The organism is Microbispora siamensis, assembly GCF_016863095.1.
Lineage (GTDB): Bacteria > Actinomycetota > Actinomycetes > Streptosporangiales > Streptosporangiaceae > Microbispora > Microbispora siamensis.
In genome coordinates this window covers 1-16742 of record NZ_BOOF01000001.1, presented here as the reverse complement: position 1 = coordinate 16742, position 16742 = coordinate 1, and the positions used below count along the sequence as shown (strand labels likewise).

At 70.6% G+C, this 16742-nt stretch carries 11 protein-coding genes and 1 pseudogene; 9 read left to right on the top strand and 3 right to left on the bottom strand.

From position 1 onward, the window contains the following. Nucleotide 1 precedes the first annotated feature (1 nt). The 8 genes from Msi02_RS00065 (at nt 2) to Msi02_RS00030 (ending at nt 7364) form a co-directional block, all read left to right on the top strand. Nucleotides 2-1327 carry a sensor histidine kinase gene (locus tag Msi02_RS00065; RefSeq protein ID WP_204046503.1) on the top strand — a complete coding sequence of 442 codons (1326 nt, stop codon included), beginning with the start codon at nt 2-4 and terminating at the stop codon, nt 1325-1327. 460 nt (nt 1328-1787) lie between these two features. Continuing rightward, nucleotides 1788-2999: a heparin lyase I family protein gene (locus tag Msi02_RS00060; RefSeq protein ID WP_204046502.1), complete on the top strand. Its 1212-nt coding sequence runs from the start codon at nt 1788-1790 to the stop codon at nt 2997-2999. A 108-nt stretch (nt 3000-3107) separates the two neighbouring features. Next, nucleotides 3108-4433: a discoidin domain-containing protein gene (locus Msi02_RS00055; RefSeq protein ID WP_204046501.1), complete on the top strand. Its 1326-nt coding sequence runs from the start codon at nt 3108-3110 to the stop codon at nt 4431-4433. Between the two features lie 119 nt (nt 4434-4552). After that, nucleotides 4553-5920 carry a discoidin domain-containing protein gene (locus Msi02_RS00050; protein WP_204046500.1) on the top strand — a complete coding sequence of 456 codons (1368 nt, stop codon included), beginning with the start codon at nt 4553-4555 and terminating at the stop codon, nt 5918-5920. 124 nt (nt 5921-6044) lie between these two features. Next, nucleotides 6045-6389 (top strand): hypothetical protein, encoded by a 345-nt coding sequence (locus Msi02_RS00045; RefSeq protein ID WP_204046499.1) that lies wholly within the window; start codon nt 6045-6047, stop codon nt 6387-6389. Next, on the top strand, nt 6389-6715 hold the full coding sequence (locus Msi02_RS00040; protein WP_204046498.1) for a hypothetical protein: 327 nt from the start codon (nt 6389-6391) through the stop codon (nt 6713-6715). Before Msi02_RS00045 ends, Msi02_RS00040 begins: the two co-directional genes overlap by 1 nt. Before the next feature lie 96 nt (nt 6716-6811). After that, nucleotides 6812-6976 (top strand): hypothetical protein, encoded by a 165-nt coding sequence (locus Msi02_RS00035; RefSeq protein WP_204046497.1) that lies wholly within the window; start codon nt 6812-6814, stop codon nt 6974-6976. A 139-nt stretch (nt 6977-7115) separates the two neighbouring features. Next, nucleotides 7116-7364, top strand: coding sequence for an STAS domain-containing protein (locus Msi02_RS00030; RefSeq protein WP_275414057.1), 249 nt, complete (start codon nt 7116-7118; stop codon nt 7362-7364). 535 nt (nt 7365-7899) lie between these two features. On the opposite strand, the gene Msi02_RS00025 is transcribed toward Msi02_RS00030, so the two are convergent. From Msi02_RS00025 to Msi02_RS00010, 3 genes and pseudogenes are all read right to left on the bottom strand, one after another. Next, nucleotides 7900-8313 carry an NUDIX hydrolase gene (locus Msi02_RS00025; RefSeq protein ID WP_204046722.1) on the bottom strand — a complete coding sequence of 138 codons (414 nt, stop codon included), beginning with the start codon at nt 8311-8313 and terminating at the stop codon, nt 7900-7902. A gap of 385 nt (nt 8314-8698) precedes the next feature. After that, nucleotides 8699-9348, bottom strand: a pseudogene (locus Msi02_RS44360) (DUF2332 family protein); the annotation flags it as partial. A 139-nt stretch (nt 9349-9487) separates the two neighbouring features. Further along, nucleotides 9488-14866: a type I polyketide synthase gene (locus Msi02_RS00010; RefSeq protein WP_204046494.1), complete on the bottom strand. Its 5379-nt coding sequence runs from the start codon at nt 14864-14866 to the stop codon at nt 9488-9490. Between the two features lie 355 nt (nt 14867-15221). On the opposite strand from Msi02_RS00010, the gene Msi02_RS00005 reads away from it, so the two are divergent. Continuing rightward, nucleotides 15222-16418, top strand: a complete 1197-nt coding sequence (locus Msi02_RS00005; RefSeq protein WP_204046493.1) for a phosphotransferase — start codon at nt 15222-15224, stop codon at nt 16416-16418. The last annotated feature ends 324 nt before the right edge of the window (nt 16419-16742 follow it).

Sequence of the window (16742 nt, the reverse complement as noted above, 5' to 3'; positions counted from 1 at the left end):
CATGGGAGTCCGTCTACGCACGACGCTGACGGCCACCGCCGCGGTGGCGGCGGCGCTCTGCCTGGCCTCGATCGCGCTTTTCGCCGCGCTGGACTCGAGCCTGACGGCCTCCACCAAGGAGTTGGCGGCGAACGACGCCAAGGAACAGATGCGGCATCTGAAGGCGGAGTCGGGGCCGGGTGACGCGGGGGACGGAAAAGGAATGGTGCCGCTGCTCGGAAAGGGAGCGGTGCCGCCGGGCGGGAAGGGACCGATGCCGGGCTCGGCTGCCACCGGCAAAGACGACGGCCCTCCGGTACCCGATGAGGCCGTGCTCGTGGTCAGACAGACGTTCGAGACCGAGGACGGCCCGGTCACCGTCCTCGGAAAGGCCTCCAAGGCACCCGCCCTGGCGGCGATGACCACGCTGAGGAACCTGCTGATCCCGGGGGTTCCGGCGCTCCTCGCGGTGGTCGCACTGTTCACCTGGCTGGCGGTCGGCCGAGTGCTACGCCCGGTCTCCGCGATCAGGGCGAAGGTCGCCGACATCACCGCGCACGGCCTGCACGAACGCGTGCCGGAGCCGGACACCCGAGACGAGATCGCCGCACTGGCCCGTACCGTCAACGCGACCCTCGACCGGCTGCAGACCTCCGTCGACGCGCAGCGGCAGTTCGTCGCCGACGCCGCACACGAACTTCGCAGCCCACTGGCGATCCTGCGAACCCGGCTGGAGCTGGCCCGGCCCGCCGAGAAGCAGCTGGCGACTGCGGCACTGGACGATGTCGCACGCCTCCAGTCCCTTTCCGCCGACCTCCTCCTGCTGGCCCGGCTCGACGCCGGCGAACCCCTGTCGCGGGCCGAGGAACTGGACCTGGCCCAGGTCGTCGCCGAGGAGGCCGTCCGCAAACGCCCTCGTCCGGACGTCCATGTGTACCTCGACCTCACCCCCGACCTGCTCCTCAACGGCTCCGCCGATCAACTCCGCCGTCTTGTCGCGAACCTCGTCGACAACGCGGTCCGCCACGCCTCCACGTCAGTCCACGTCACCCTCACGTCTCCGGGCGACCACGCCGTCCTCGACGTCGTGGACGACGGCCCCGGTATTCCCCCGGAACACCACACCATCGTCTTCGACCGATTCACCCGCTTGGACCACGCCCGCACCCGGGACACGGGAGGCTCGGGGTTGGGGCTGCCGATCGCCCGGGATATCGCGCGGGCTCACGGGGGGACCCTCCAGGTGGTCCCGCACAGCCCGGGCGCGAGGCTACGTGCGGTCTTCCCGTTGTCCGGGCGGTCTGTTGCGTACCCGCTGGGTGACCTTGCGGTGCGGGCCCGCGTGTAGGAGGCGGCAGCCGCGTGGGTACTGGCTTCTCGCCCCCATGCGCTCGTCGTGTCCGCCCACCCCCGCGCGACATCCTGATACCGCTGCCCAGCGAGGTGCACCGACCACAATCGCGCTGGCAGAAACTGGTTTCCGGGCAGTGGGTGGCCCTGCTCACCTGCCCGCCCACCCCCCGGACGGCGACCAAGAGCGCCGCCAGTGAACCGGGAACGTGTGCGACGACGGTGAAGGTCCCGCCGCTGCCAGTCTGGGGCGGGGGCACATCCGAGGCTCGGTCGCGACCGCGTGAACACCGGTCGCCTCCTGACGGCCGCCTCCGGCCGGGCGGCATGACTCGACGAATGAGCATCGCTTACTCATGACCGTCATCCGATGCTCCCCGATGCTGTCGGAAACGCACACCGGCCGGCACCCCCGCCGCGAGTGGCGGGGCCGGGCCGGCCACAGGGGAGTGATGACAGTGATCTGGAAGAGAGTCGCGGCGTCGGCCGCCGCGGTGCTGGTCACCGTGGTGGTGATGGTGTTGGGGGGCACGCCGCTGCCCGCGCAGGCCGATCCGGCGGGGGTGTTCAGGACGTTGAACTGGGAGGCGGCGGCCGATCGGACGATGCCGGCCTCGGCGCCTCCGGGGTTCGTCAAGCAGTGGGTGGCCGACCACGGCGCGGCCGTGGTGTCCAGCCCGGTACGCGACGGGTCCTACGCGGCGCGGTTCGAGCTGGACCGGGGTGATCCGATCCAGTCGGGCAGCAAGCGGGCGGAGATCAGCCAGCGCGACGAACAACCCCTCAACGCCGAGCGGTGGTACGGCTTCAGCGTCAACCTGCCCGCCAGCTGGGTCTACGACGTGTCCGCGGAGATCGTCAGTCAGTGGCACCAGTGCGACGACTGCGGGGGCGGGTCTCCGCCGCTGGCGTTGCTGACCGACGAGGGGCACTGGAAGGTGGACTTCCGCGGGGACATCATCGACCTGGGCCCGTACGCCACCGGGGCCTGGACCGACTGGGTGGTGCACGTCAAGTGGCGGACCGACACCCAGGGCATGTTCGAGGTGTGGCGCAACGGGCAGCGGGTGCTGCAGCGCAGTGGTGCAACGCACGCCGGCGGGCCACGGTCGCCGTATTTCAAGTTCGGCATCTACAAGTGGGACTGGGCCAATCCCGACAAGCCGTCGACCACCAGTCAGCGGGTGATGTTCTACGACTCCTTGCGGCTGGGTGACCAGCGGGCCGTCTACGCCGACGTGGCGCCGGGAGGTTCGGGGGACCCCTCGTGCGCGGGGACGGTGCCGGTGGCGTCGGCGACGGCGACCACCTGGGAGGCGATCAACCCGCCCGCTCAGGCGATCGACGGCAACTTCTCCACCCGCTGGTCGGGGCAGGGCTTCGGCGCCTCACTCATCTTGGACCTGGGGTCGGTGCGCCGGGTGTGCGGGACGCGGGTGGCCTGGCACCTGGGTGACCAGCGATGGAACGACTACACCACCTACACCTCCGTCGACGGGGTCGCCTACACCAAGGCGTGGGAGGGACGCAGTTCGGGCACGACGCTGGGATTTGAGCAGGAGCTGTTCACCACCGGCCCCCGCGACGCCCGGTATGTGAAGGTCTCCTTCTGGCAGAACCCTCAAAACGACTGGGCCAGCATCACCGAAGCAGCCGTCCTCGGCTCCTGAACCAACCCTTCCCTCAACGTCCCGCCGCTCCCGCACCACCCTTGCCACGAGCAGACACCGCGGGAGCGGCCCTAGCGACGACCTCCTCACCACACCAGGCGGTTCGCGATGCGACGCTCCCGTGCCTCCCTGCTGATGATCGCGCTGGCCGTCGCCGGCGCCGTCTCGGCCACCGGATTCACCTCGGTTCCCACTACGCCCACCATTGTCGCGGCCGCGGTGCCGCTGGCGGGTGTCGACCCGGTCGACGGCGTCGGCATGATCTATCCCACGAAGCCGGGAGGGCAGGTCTGGCACCTGTCGGCCGATCCCTCCGCCGACACCCGCCTCGACGGCACGCCCATGTCGTCCAACCTGGACGGCACCTTCACCGTTCGCGACGTCAAGACTCGGATCGGCGTCTCCACCTCCACCTACGACCAGGACGAGGACGAGGACTCCCTCACCTGGCGCCAGCCCGACCTGCGTACTCAGGGGTTCATGCACGATGGCAACGACTGGCGGAACGTCGAGATCACCGGCTATGTCCGCTACGTCAGCGGCACCGACGACGCAGACGCCTTCACCTGGTACGCACGCGGCGGCCGGCACACCGGCGAGGGGCAGACCCCCGAGGCGTGCTGGGGGACCGCCTACAAGGGCGACCTGCGCTACTCCGACGGCGCCGTCAGGTTCGAGAAGGAGATCTACCACGACGGAGGCGCCGGGTACGCGCAGGACTCCTACACGGGCGGCGGCGACTCGATCAAGGGCAAGATGGTCGGTTTCAAGATGGTCATGTACGACATCCCCGGCGGCGTGCGGCTGGAGGCGTACCTCGACCGGGCGAACAACGGCACGTGGACCCGCGTCGCGGCCCGCGAGGACACCGGCGGGTGGTCCATCGACACGCCCAACCCCTGCGGTGGGTCGCCTGACGAGAAGGTGACGTGGGGCGGCCCGAAGGCGGCCTTCCGCTGGGACGACGCCACGCGGGTCGATCTGGCCAAGTTCAGCGTCCGGGAGATCGCCGCCGACGGGCAGGCGGACCCCTGCCCCGTGAAGCTCGCTCCAGCAGGGGTGACCGCGAGCACGTGGGAGGCGGTCAACCCGCCGGCGCAGGCCGTCGACGGCAACCCGTCCACGCGCTGGTCGGGCCAGGGGTACGGCGCGAACCTGACGCTCGACCTGGGCGCCGCGCGGTCGGTGTGCGGGCTGAACGTGGCCTGGTACCAGGGCGACCAGTGGTGGAACGACTACACCGTCTACACCTCGCCCGACGGGGTCGCCTACACGAAGGCCGCGGAGGGACGAAGCTCGGGGTCGACCCTGAACGCCGAGCCGTACCGCTTCCCGCCGCGCCAGGCCCGGTTCGTCCGCGTCTCCTGGTGGAACAGCTCCGCCGGCAACGGCTGGGCCAGCATCACCGAGGCCGCCGCCTACGGCGTCTCCTGACCCCGTAAGCGGGTTCGCGACGCCTATCCGCCAGGCGCCGCAAGCCCTCACGTCCGGCCGCCTTCCGGAGCGGCCGGACGCTCACCACCACCGCCGGAACACCGACAGGACGGTCACGAATGTCCCGAATCTCCCGGAAGAAAGTACTGCGGGCCGCGCTCGGCGCCCTCCTCCTGCTGTCCACGCTCGGCGCCGCGGGCGCCGCGCACGCGGGCGCGCGTCTTCCTGCCCGAGCCGCGGACGTGCCCTCGACGGTCGTCCCGTCCATCCCCGGATGCACGGCGGTTCAGCCGGTCTCCGCTGTCACGGCCAGTACGTGGGAGGACGTTAACCCCCCGCGCCAGGCGGTCGACGGCGACCTCACCACCAGGTGGTCGGGTCAGGGACTCGGCGCGAACCTGGTGCTCGACCTCGGCCAGGCGCGCACACTGTGCGGCCTGAAGATCGCCTGGCACCGCGGCGACCTGCGGTGGAACGACTTCAACATCTACACCTCAACGGACGGCGCGAACTACACCGTGGTCTGGGCCGGCCGCAGTTCGGGTAGCACCGCAGGGTTCGAGAGCTACCCGTTCGCCGCGCCGGTGAGCGCCCGCTACGTGCGGATCTCGTTCTGGCAGAGCCAGGAGGGCTCCTGGGCCAGCATCCTGGAGACGGCCGCCCTGGGGCCCGACTCGGGCCAGGACGGCGAGCACGTGGTGGTGGCCGCCGGTGACATCGCCACCACCTGCGAGGGCAGCGGCTGCGGGCACGCCCGCACCTCCGAGCGGGTCCTCGCGATCAATCCCGCCGCCGTACTGACCCTCGGCGACAACCAGTACGACAACGGCACGTATGAGGAGTTCACCCGCTACTACGCCACGACCTGGGGCCGCTTCAAGGCGAAGACGAAGCCGGCGCCGGGCAACCACGAGTACGGACTCGGCGACGGCGCGGCGGGCTACTTCCAGTACTTCGGCACCGCGGCGGCACCCGCGGGCAAGAGCTGGTACAGCTTCGACCTGGGCGACTGGCACCTCGTGTCGCTCAATTCGGAGGTGAGCCGTAGCGCGGGCGGCGAGCAGGTCACCTGGCTACAGAACGACCTCGCCCGCACCACCAAACCCTGCGTGCTGGCCTACTGGCACCGCCCGCTGTTCAGCTCCGGCTCCGAGCACGGCGACTTCCCCAACATGAAGCCGTTCTGGGACGTGCTGTACGGCGTCCGCGCGGACCTGGTGCTCAGCGGTCACGACCACGACTACGAGCGGTTCGCCAAGGAGACACCGGACGCTGTGGCCTCCTCGTCGGGGATCCGCGAGTTCGTCGTCGGCACCGGGGGCGCGACGCCGAAGCCCTTCGGCACCGTCCGGGCCAACAGCCAAAGGCGGCTCCAGGCGAACGGGGTCCTCAAGCTCACCCTGGCCGCTAACGCCTACTCATGGCAGTTCGTGCGGGACGACGGCGCAGTTCTGGACAGCGGAGGCCCGGTCTCATGCAACGGCTGACGGGCGTCGCCGTTCCACGCGCCCGTCGCCCCGCCGCGGACCTCTCCGAAGAGGTCCGTAGCGGCGGCCGCTAGCGGATCACAAGGGCCGACGGCGCGTGTGACAGTCATACCTGACGGATGCAGTGAGAGCCGAGGCGTTCATCATCTGCTCGTCACCGACCAACGCCGACATGAAGCTCGGCTGGCTCGCCCCGAGCGACGCGACGATGGAATGGTCGGCGCTGTCCCCGCACCTTGCCCAGACGAACCGGGACCAGGCGACGATCAGCGTCGCGCAACTGGGTTCCGGCGGGCAGGCCGACGCGGCAGGTTTCGGCGACAACATAGACGTGATCTTCATGCCTCGGGGGCGGCTCACCACTGTGTCCTCGGGGACGCTGACGTTCCGCTGGGCGCAATCCGCGGCGAACGCCACACCGGCGAAGGTGAAGACGAATTCCTACCTGTACGCGAAGAGGATCGCCTGATGCCGTACAAGACGTGGGGCACCGAAGTACTCACCTCGGCGGATATCTACCTCATGCGCCAGGCACTGATCGTTTGCACGTCCGGCACACGCCCTCCACCCGTCACCGGGATGCACATCTGGCAGACCGACACGAATTCCGAGCTCGTATGGGACGGATCGGCGTGGAGAACCATCCGATGGGCTGACAACGTCAACAACCCGATCAGCGTCAACGCCAGGGCTCTGCCGCGCCCGGGCGGCCCCGGAGAACATCACCGGCCCCGCCCTCTTCTTCGTCGCTTCGAGGGCGGGGCCATCCTTATCGCCGAGGCGTGCTCCCCATAGCTCGGGGAGCACACATCCCTATCCATGAGCAGGCGGATGGTCTTGGTCGTAATGGGCAGGCGTTCCGATGAACGGCAAACGAGAAGGGGGCCAGTGATGGGTTCGGAAGCCCTCGCCGAGCAGGAACACCTACGGGAAGGATTCGACGAGGTCCTGCGCGAGCGCCAGGCCGCCGCCGAACAGATCCTCCACGACCTCAAGGCCACCCTCGGCACATCGTTGAACACCGCCTCCCCGCAGGATCGTTATCCGTCCTCGTAGGAGTCCTCGCCGCCTCGCTGAGTCGCATCCTCCGCCGCTGATATGGGGGGATACACGTGGCCGGATTTGTGATCCGGCGGCAGGACGCAACGGGCCCCTTCTGGGTCATCATGCAGCGCTCCGCATCGGCGCCTGGAAGATGCAGCCGGTCGGCGTCGTCCTGGACATGGCAGGGGTGACCTTCTGCGACTCGGCCGGCCTCAGCGTGCTCGTCTTCACGTGGAAGGGCTGCCAGGAGCGTGGGATCCGCCTGGTCCTCACCGGAATCGATCCCCGCGTCGAGAGCGCGCTCCGCATCACGAACCTACTGCCGCACTTCGAGCGGTCTCGCTCCGTCGGCGACGCCCTCGCAGCAGACGCCGACGGTCAGCCGCTCGAACCGGCTTGAGCGTGCGGCTCTGTGCTACGGAGCTGGGCGGCCTGACGACGCAGGGAAGCCACCGCCGCGGCGGTCTCAGCCTCCAGCCGCGCCGCCGCCGCTGCCGCGTCGTCGGGCGTGCTTGTGCCGGCTGTCCGGTCGTGATCCTGCTGCATCCGTCTCTTACCTCACGTGTGCGCCGACGTCACTCACGGACGGACCGGTCAGCCGTTCCGCCTCCTCGTGAAGGGCTGCCATGAGAAGGAGTTCGAGACGGAACTCCGCGTCGACGAGTTGATCGAGGACATCCACCCGAGCCTCCTAACCGCTGCGTCTCGGACGTCTCTAATACTCGTAGCAACCGACCTTAAACCATGACAAACCCATGCCCGGGGGCCCGAGGTGCGCGCCATTAGACCTCGGGCCGCACGGTCCGCACCACGAGGTACGCCGGGGGCAGTTGCAGTCGCGTGGGCGATCCATCCTCGCCACGCATGATGAGCCCGGAGAAACGAGGGCCCACTCTCCCCCGGGGAGAGCGGGGCTGTTCTTCGTGTTGCGCGGGCTACGCCGTGGCGCCGACGAGTTCGGGCCAGCCGCGCAGGCCGATGCTCACGCCGGACCGGTACAGCTCGACGCCGGCGGCGGTGTACGGCACGGTGTTGTCCGGCAGCTCGTCGACCCGGGGCCACGCCAGGCCGCCGCACTTGGCCGGCTCGGCGTTGTACGGCTCCCCGGGCCAGCGGTCGGTCGCGAAGAACACACCCAGACGGGGGCGGCCCTCGGGGGACAGGTAGTGGACGACGGTGGCCGGGCGGAGGTCGGTCGGGTCGATCGCGACGCCGACCTCTTCGCGGGCCTCGCGGACCGCGCAGTCGACGATGGTCTCGCCGAGCTCCAGGTGCCCGGACGGCAGGCAGTACAGGTCGTCGGCGTAGCCGGTGCCCTGGCGCAGGCACAGCAGGATCCGGCCATGCATCGTCACCGGTGTCCACCCGCCATATGGGGAATCCGTCCTCGGCGAGCACGTCGGCGAGGTCGTCGTACATGCCGGCCTCGACGCGGGATGATCCGTCGTGCTCGAACCGGAAGTGCGCACCCCGGGCCCGTAGACGGTCCTCCAGGATGCCGGGGTAGGCGGTGACGAGCACGGCCAGGTCCGGCCGGAGCGCGAGCGCGTTGAGCTGGCGCACGTAGTCCAGTGGCACCCCGTCGCGGGACTGCAGCACGTACGACGACGGCACGTACCGGTCGCAGGATGGAGCGCAGCCAGGGCGAGCCCTCGTCGAGATCCAGCGGACGGGCAGGCTCCGCACGGTGGCCCCGAAGCGGTCCCGGGCCTCCGCATCCAGGTAGTGCAGGGTCGCGCTGTGGAAGACCACCACCGTCGCGTCGCCTGGCGCCCGGGTGACCGGGTCGGGAGCGCTCGGCGGCGTCGCCCCGCACCAGGAGCGGCGGGTCCCCCGTGCCACCCGAGCGGCGGCGCGCAGCCGTTCGAGGCGCTCGTCCAGGCCCGGCCACACGAGGCACTCCAGCCAGCGCAGGGCCTGGTCGTCTCGAACGTCCACCGGGTCGAGGTCGATGCCGGCCCGCCACACCACCTCCGGCACCCGTTCGGGCACCGGGACCCTTCCGTTCGTGCGGCACGTCAGGACGACGGGGCTGTCCACGAGCCCGACGGGCGGCAGATCGTCATAGCGGTAGCGGTCGGGGTAGAGGCACAGCCCGGCGGAGGCGCCGACCTCGATGAGGGCGAGGGCCGCGGCAGGGACGCGAGCGCCGGGAGCAGGCTCGCGCACCGGCCGGCCTCGTTGGTCTGGACCCGGTGGGTGAGGATCGTCTCCCGCAGCGAGTCCCAGTGCCGCACGCACCACCGGGGAAGACGGGAGGCGTCCTCCCGCGGCCCGCCGAGGAAACCCGCCGCGGCCAGCACCAGGTTGGGGTGGCGCTCCATCCCCGGGAGACCGTCGATCAGGCCGATCAGATCCGGGTCGGCGACGACGGCCGACGCCACTTCCCCGTACGCCGGGCAGTGCCGGCCGCTCGCCGGCCGGATCGACGAGGGCGGGTCGCCCGCGGTCACCCCGGAAGAGAGCACGAGGTGGCGGCGTCGGCGTGTACGGGTGCCGGAGAGCCGGCTCTTCGGCACCTCATCACCTGCCCGGGCCCGCCGGGTCGGAGCTGTGTGGCGTGACTGCGGATTCCCGCAGATGGGCGAGGGCGACGGTGGCGAGATCGCCAATCGTACGCCGCTGCAGGAAGACCGCCACCGGCACGTTGATCTCGAGGTCGGCCGCGATCCGGTTGCGCAGCTGAACCGCCATGAGGGAATCGAGTCCGAGACGGTGCGGGCGCTGCGCCGGGTCCACCTTCTCCTCGGGCAACTGGACGACGGCCGCGACCTGCCTGCACAGGTACGCCGCGATCAGTTGCCCGGCCTCCTCCTCACCGAGGCAGGCGAGGGCGGCCCGATCGAGGTCGGCCGCGGACGCGTCCGGCGACTCGTCCTGCACCAGGTGCCGGAGGAGGGACGAGGTGCGCAGAGCCGGGAAGTAGTGGGTCCAGGCGGTGGGGTCGAACGACATGACCGACGCCTGCGCGTGCGGAGAGGACAGCAGCCGGCCGAGGACGGCCTGCGCTTCCGCAGGGGCGAAACCGGCGAAGCCGCGCTCGTTCAGCCGGAGGTCCTTGTTCGCCTTGGCGACCTGCCCGGTGGCCGCCCACTGTCCCCAGTTGACTGTCAGTGCCGGGAGCCCGCAGGACTGGCGGTGCCAGGCCAGCCCGTCCTGGTAGCCGTTGGCCGCGGAGTAGTTCCCCTGCCCGGGAGAGCCGATGACGGAGGCGGCCGACGAGTACATCAGGAAGAAGTCGAGCGGCAGGTGGCGGGTGAGCTCGTGCAGGTTCCACGAGCCGTCCACCTTCGGGGACATGGGGGCGAAGAAGCGCGCGTGATCCAGCTGTGCCAGCGTCCCGTCGTCGAGGACGACGGCGGAGTTGACGACTCCCCGCAGCGGAGGCATGTCCCGTGCGATGCGGTTCAGCAGATCCGCCACCGCCTCCCGGGAGGCGATGTCCGCCGCGGCGACGTGCACGTTCGCGCCGGCGGACCGCATCGCGGCGATCTGCTCCGCCGCGCTCTCCGGAGCGCCGCTCCGGCCCACCAGGACCAGATGGCGCGCACCGTTCCGGACGAGCCAATCGGCGGTGAGCAGCCCCACCCCGCCGCAGCCGCCCGCGATCAGGTACGTCGCGTCCGGCCGCACGGGGACCGGGCGCGCCGGGGGAAGCGGCCGGCGGCTGAGCCTGCCGGCATACCTGCGGCCGCCCCGCAGAGCGATCTCGGTCTCGGTTCCGTCATTCCTGATCTCGGCCGAGAGCGCGCGAAGTACGCCGGAGTCCGGGTTCCCGGGGAGGTCGATCAGCGAGCAGCGCAGTTCGGGGTGCTCGTAGGGGATCACTCGGCCGAGGCCCCACACGGCGGTGTGCGTGGGGTCGACGTCCCCGATGCCGTCGGGAGCTTGGGCGGCGGTGGTCACCAGCCAGAGCCGGGGAGCGGCCTGCGGATCGCTCGTCAGTGCCTTGACCAGCGTAAGCACCTCGTAGGAGCCCGCCAGTGCCTCCGGCCCGGTCGCTCCCTCGCCGGAGTGCGGGGCGGACAGGCGTACGACGGCTCTCGGGGGCCAGGCTCCGCTCGCGGTCTGTTCCTTTATGAGCATCGTCCAGTCCTGAGTGGAGGCCGGGTCGAGCACGCACCGCCGCGGATCGAGCCTCCGGTAGCCGGCGCCGGGCTGGACCAGCAGCGGCTCTCCGCCCGCTGCGGCCAGCGAGTCGCACAGTTCGGCGCCGACGGGGGAGTCGCTCACGACTAGCCAGGGAGCGTGCCCGGGTGCGGGATCGGGCAGGGGGTCGAGTTCCGCCCACTCCACTCCGTACAGCAGGCGGGCGGCCTTCCGCTCGGTGACCTCAGGGGGATCTTCGTCGAGCCGCCTGATCTGGAAGCCGTCGACCGACGCGACCACGCGGCCCTCGTCGTCCTTGACCAGCACGTCGAACTCCACCAGGCCGGGATCGTCCGCGGGGGAGATTCGTACGGCGGTCGACCACAGACGGGTGCCTGCCCAAAGGCGCCGGTGCGCCCGGCACCGGGTCGTGCGCACCGGCAGATAGGTGTGATGCGCACCGCCGGTGTCGTCGAGGAGGGCCATCACGGGCTGGAGGGCCGCGTCGAGCAGCGCCGGATGGAACATATAGCGGTCCAGGCCGGCGGTGATGCTGGCGTCGAGCCGCAGTTCGGCCGCGACGGCCGCCTCCGCGCGATGGAGGGCGACGATCGCCTGGAACGGGCCCGTCTGCTGGATGCCCCGGCGGCGCAGCGCGGCGTAGTGCTCCCCCACGTCGACCGTCCAGGGATAACAGGTGAGGTCGGGACGGCCCTCCCAGGGGGCCTCCTCGGGGGAGTTGGTGGAACACACAAGGGCCGTGGCGACGGGGGACCATTCGGTGGTCTCGCCGGTCGTGTCCGCGAGGTAACACGTCCAGCGGCGGGTGTGGTCGGCTCCGGCCGGGTCGAGTCGGGCCTGAAGGCGCTGAGGGACGTCCGCCGTGAGGAACACGGCGCGCTCGATGCGGAGATCCTCCACGGCGAAGGTCCGGCCGCGGTACGCCTCCTCCCCGGCGGCAAGGGCCAGCTCGTGGAAGGCGGTGCCGGACAGCATCGGCATGTCATGGACTTGATGGTGATGCAGGTAGGGCAGTCGCTCGGTGTCCAGGTCGAAGTCCCACACCAGGGTGTCGGCGGGGGCCAGCGTGAGAGCCGCGCCGATGATCGGGTGGCCGCCGCCGTCCCGGACGACTCCGGGTCGCCTGACCGGGTCCTTCCAGTACCTCGCGTGCTGCCAGGGGTAGGAGGGGAGGGGCACGTGGTGCCCACGGTGGGGCTGCAGGCGGGAGAAATCGACGGCCCGGCCGTTGACGTACAGCTCGGCCGCGGCCTCCAGCAGGGCGGTACGGCCAGGGGTGTCGCGGGTGAGCGCGGTGACGACCACCCCGTCCCCGCCGGCGTGACGCAGGTTCTGCTGGACAGCCCGGGCGAGCAGCGGGTTGGGGCTGAACTCTACGAAGGTGTCGAATCCCGACCCCGCCAGATGCTGGACGGCGTCCGCGAACAGCACCGGCTCGCGAAGGTTGTCCACCCAGTACGCCCCGTCCATGCTCGCCCCGTCGACGAATCGGCCGGTGACCGTGGAGATCAGTGGAACGTCGCCCTGCCGGGGGCGCAGGGGGGCGAGCAACTCGAGGAGCGGTTCCCTGAGCGGGTCCATCTGCGGGCTGTGCGAGGCGATGTCCACCTGCACGCGCCGCCCGAAGACGCCTTCGGCGTCGAGGTCGCGGAGGATGGCGTCGATCTCCTCGGCTGCTCCGGCGAGCACACAGGAGGCCGGCCCGTTGTGCACGGCCAGGACCGCCCGGCCACCGCGCTCCGCGATCAGCGCCTCGGCGCGTTCGGGTGACAGCTCCACCGCGGCCATGGCGCCGCGACCGCTGGTGGCGCGGATCAGCCGGCTGCGGCCGCAGATGATCCGGGCGGCGTCGTCGAGGTCGAGGACTCCGGCAACGTGGGCCGCGGCGACCTCGCCCATGGAGTGCCCGATGACGGCATCGGGCTCGAAGCCCCACGACCGCCACAGGCGAGCCAGCGCCACCTGTACCGCGAAGATCGCCGGCTGGGCCACGTCGATCTCGGTGAGGCGGGAGGCCTCCGGATCCGCCCTGAGCTCGGCGGTCAGGGACCAGTCGGCGTAGCGGCGCATCATGTTCTCGCAGTCGGCGATCGCCGCGGCGAAGACCGGCTCCTGGTCGAGCAGGTCGCGGCCCATGCCGACCCACTGCGCGCCCTGTCCCGGGAACACCCACGCCGTACGGTTCGCTCCGCCCAGTTCGTCGGCTTCGCCGGTGTACACGCCCTCCGCGTGGCCGTTCGCGGCGTACGCGTCCAGCTTGGCCGCGGCCTCCTCGGCCGTGACGGCGACCACGGCGAGCCGCTGGTCGTGATGGGTGCGCCGGACTCCCGCCGCCGCTGCGACGTCCTGAAGCGAGGCCGTCTGAAGGAGGTCGCGGTAGCGCGCCCCGAGCGCGGTGAGGGCGCCGGGGGTGCGGGCCGAGACCGGCAGCAGCATGGGGCGGTCGCCGCCCTCGCGGCTCTCGTCCGGGTGCGTGGTCTGCGGAGGCTCCTCGACGACGATGTGCACGTTGGTGCCGGTGATGCCGAAGCTGCTGACCCCGGCCCTGCGCGGCTGGTTTTCCTGCGGCCAGACCTCTCCCCGGTCGCACACGCGTACCCGGATCTCGTCCCATGCGATTGAGGGGTTGGGCGTGGTGAAGTTGAGGCTGGCCGGCAGCCAGCCGTTCTTGACGCACAGCACGGTTTTGATCAGCCCGGTGACGCCGGCGGCGGCCTCGGTGTGGCCCAGGTTGGTCTTCACCGAGCCCACCAGGAGCGGGCGGTCTTTCGGCCGCCCCTGCCCGAGCACCCCGTCCAGGGCGGCGATCTCCACCGGGTCGCCGACGCTGGTGCCGGTGCCGTGGGCCTCCACATAGGCGACGCTCGCCGGATCCACACCGGCGTCGCGGTAGGCCGCCCGCAGCGCGGCCTGCTGTCCGTGGACCTGGGGGGCCATGAAACCGTCCGAGTGCCCGTCGTTGCCGGCGGCCGCGCCGCGGATCAGGGCATGGATCCGGTCCCCGTCGGCCAGCGCTCGCGAGAGGGTCTTGAGCACCAGGACGCCGACGCCCTCGCTGCGGACGTAGCCGTTGGCCCGGGCGTCGAACGCCTTGCACTGGCCGTCGAGGGCCATCATCGCGCCCTGGGAGAACCCGATGCCGTGATCAGGGGTGAGGATGGCGTTCACGCCGCCGGCGAAGGCGAGATCGCACGAGCCCGCCCGCAGCGACTGGACGGCGAGCTGTACGGCAACCAGAGAGGAGGAGCATGCGGCGTCGAGGGCCACGCTCATACCGGTGAGGTTCAGGGCGTGGGAGATGCGGCCCGCGTTGCCCCCTTTGGCGCTTCCCGTGACCGTGTGCACGTCGAGCTCTTCCAGCACCCCCGACTGCCGGTCCCAGTAGTCGTTGGTGATGACCCCCATGAAGACAGCGCCGGTCAGCTCAGGCATCCGTTCCAGCACCAGGCCGGCATCCTCGAAGGCCTCCCAGGCCACCTCCATCACCATGCGGTGCTGCGGGTCCGTCGCCGCGGCCTCCCGGGGAGAGATGCCGAAGAACTCCGCGTCGAACTCGTCGATGCCGGAGACGAAACCGCCGTACTTCGAGGCGAGCTTTCCCGGCACCCCGGATGCGGGGGCGTAGACCTCCTCGATCGGGAACCGGTCGGAGGGAATCTCGGAGATAGCGTTCTCGCCGCGGCACAGCAGCTCCCACAGCTCCTCGGGGGAGCGGGCGCCGGGCAGCCGGCAGGCCATCCCCACGACGGCGATCGGTTCCAGCGCAGGCCTGGTTTCGTGATTCGAGCTCATGGCGGTGTCCCTCGTTGCTTCTTCCGGGTGGGAGCCGAGAGCCCGCGCCGCGTCCCTGACGAGCGGCACGGAGGAGTGGCCGCGGCCGCGTGAGCGGACGCGCATCCCTCGCGGTCCCAGCGCACCGAACGATGACACCCGCCCTTTGCCCCCGACTTGCGAACCTTGCGGCTGACTTGGCGGGTCCTGTGGGGGTGGTCTGCGAGCGCGGCCACATGGCGCCGGCCGCCTCGCGGCACCGGGTGCGTCCTGCCGGACGTTTCAAGTCGTCCGCAACGAGAGGCGGACAGGGTTGACCCCGGCAGCGACCGTGCCTCCCGGCAGGGAGGCCGGCCCTCGACATGAGGAGTGAGAATTGAGCGTTTCAGCGAAGGCACGGCTGGCCGGATCGATGCTGCGCATCGCGGGCCACACCCTCCGGGAACGGGTCGCGAAGCCGCGCGTGGCGACCGCCGAGGACATCCCCGGGTCCTACCACGACATCACGGAGCAGTGGCTCACCGCCGTCCTGTGCCGGGAGCATCCGGGCGCCCGCGTCCTCGGATTCGAGCGGGGCGCCGGCAGTGAGGGGACCACGTCCCGTCAGGCGATGACCGTGTCGTACAACGAGGCCGGGCGCAAGGCCGGCCTGCCGGAGGCCGTGTTCGCCAAGTTCACCTCGAAGCTGCTCTCGCGGATGCTGGTCGGTCCCGCGGCGGCGGTCTCCAGCGAGGCGCGCTTCTACCGGTTCGTCCGGCCGGGCCTGTCCATCGAGGCGCCCGTCGGCTACTACGCGGCCTACGACGAGCGGTCCTGGCGCTCGATGTTCCTGCTCGAGGACGTGATGACGACCCGCGGCGCCCGGCCGGGAAATCCGGAGATGTACGTGGACCGGCAGATGGCCGAGAGCATGGTGGTCCAGTTGGCCGCTCTCCACGGCGCCTTCTGGGACAGCCCCCGGCTGGCTGCCGATTTCCCCTGGCTGCAGAACTCCGAGGCGTACCAGGTCAACCTGAACGAGCTGATCGGGTTCCGCGGCGTCACGGAGAACGGCGTCAAGGTGTCGGACACGATCATGCCGGAATCCGTCCTGCGGCGCAGGTCGGAGATCTGGCCATCCTTCATGCGCTCCCTCGCGCTGAACTCGCGGCCGCCCCTGACGCTCCTGCACACCGACGTCCACATTGGCAACTGGTATGCCACGGAGCAGAAGGCCATGGGTCTGTACGACTGGCAGTGCCTGACGAAGGGCCAGTGGGCGGGCGACGTCGCGTACGCCCTCTCGTCGGCCCTCACGGTGGACGACAGAAGGGCGTGGGAGCGTGAACTCCTCGAACTGTATCTCGACGAGCTGAAGGCGGCGGGCGGCGAGCCGCCGGCCTTCGGGGAGGCCTGGCTGGCCTACCGTCGACAGATGTTCCATGGGCTGGCGTTCTGGCTGTTCACCATCGGGGCCTCGCGGCTGCAGCCCGAGATGCAGCCCAAGGCGTTCAGCATGATCAACGTCGCCCGGATGTCCCAGGCGGTGGAGGATCTCGAATCCCTCGACAGCATGCGGCGAACCTGCGGATAGGTTTTTTCGCATGGCGGCCCTCGCCACCCCGGCCCGTGCGCGGCATACGTCCGGCGGAGGAGTGTCGATCACCCGTCCGGCGGACGAATCCGGCGGAGCTCCACCGTACTCTCCCAGCCCGTAGGGGCCGCGAGGCTGATGGGCCGACCGCAGGGAGTTTCGGGGTGGAGTTCCGTGTTCTCGGTCCGGTGGAGGTCTACGACGCGAACGGCGCAACCGTCGACCTGGGTGGGCCGCGTCAGCGGACCGTGCTGGCCCGGCTGCTGGTCGCGGGCGGGCGGATCGTCTCCGTGGACGCCCTGATAGAGGACGTGTACGGGGAGG

Coding starts and splice junctions, on each gene's coding strand:
- Msi02_RS00040 (WP_204046498.1), top strand. CDS start 6,389: ATGCCGTACAAGACGTGGGGCACCGAAGTACTCACCTCGGCGGATATC.
- Msi02_RS00010 (WP_204046494.1), bottom strand. CDS start 14,866: ATGAGCTCGAATCACGAAACCAGGCCTGCGCTGGAACCGATCGCCGTC.
- Msi02_RS00025 (WP_204046722.1), bottom strand. CDS start 8,313: ATGCATGGCCGGATCCTGCTGTGCCTGCGCCAGGGCACCGGCTACGCC.
- Msi02_RS00055 (WP_204046501.1), top strand. CDS start 3,108: ATGCGACGCTCCCGTGCCTCCCTGCTGATGATCGCGCTGGCCGTCGCC.
- Msi02_RS00065 (WP_204046503.1), top strand. CDS start 2: ATGGGAGTCCGTCTACGCACGACGCTGACGGCCACCGCCGCGGTGGCG.
- Msi02_RS00030 (WP_275414057.1), top strand. CDS start 7,116: ATGCAGCCGGTCGGCGTCGTCCTGGACATGGCAGGGGTGACCTTCTGC.
- Msi02_RS00050 (WP_204046500.1), top strand. CDS start 4,553: ATGTCCCGAATCTCCCGGAAGAAAGTACTGCGGGCCGCGCTCGGCGCC.
- Msi02_RS00035 (WP_204046497.1), top strand. CDS start 6,812: ATGGGTTCGGAAGCCCTCGCCGAGCAGGAACACCTACGGGAAGGATTC.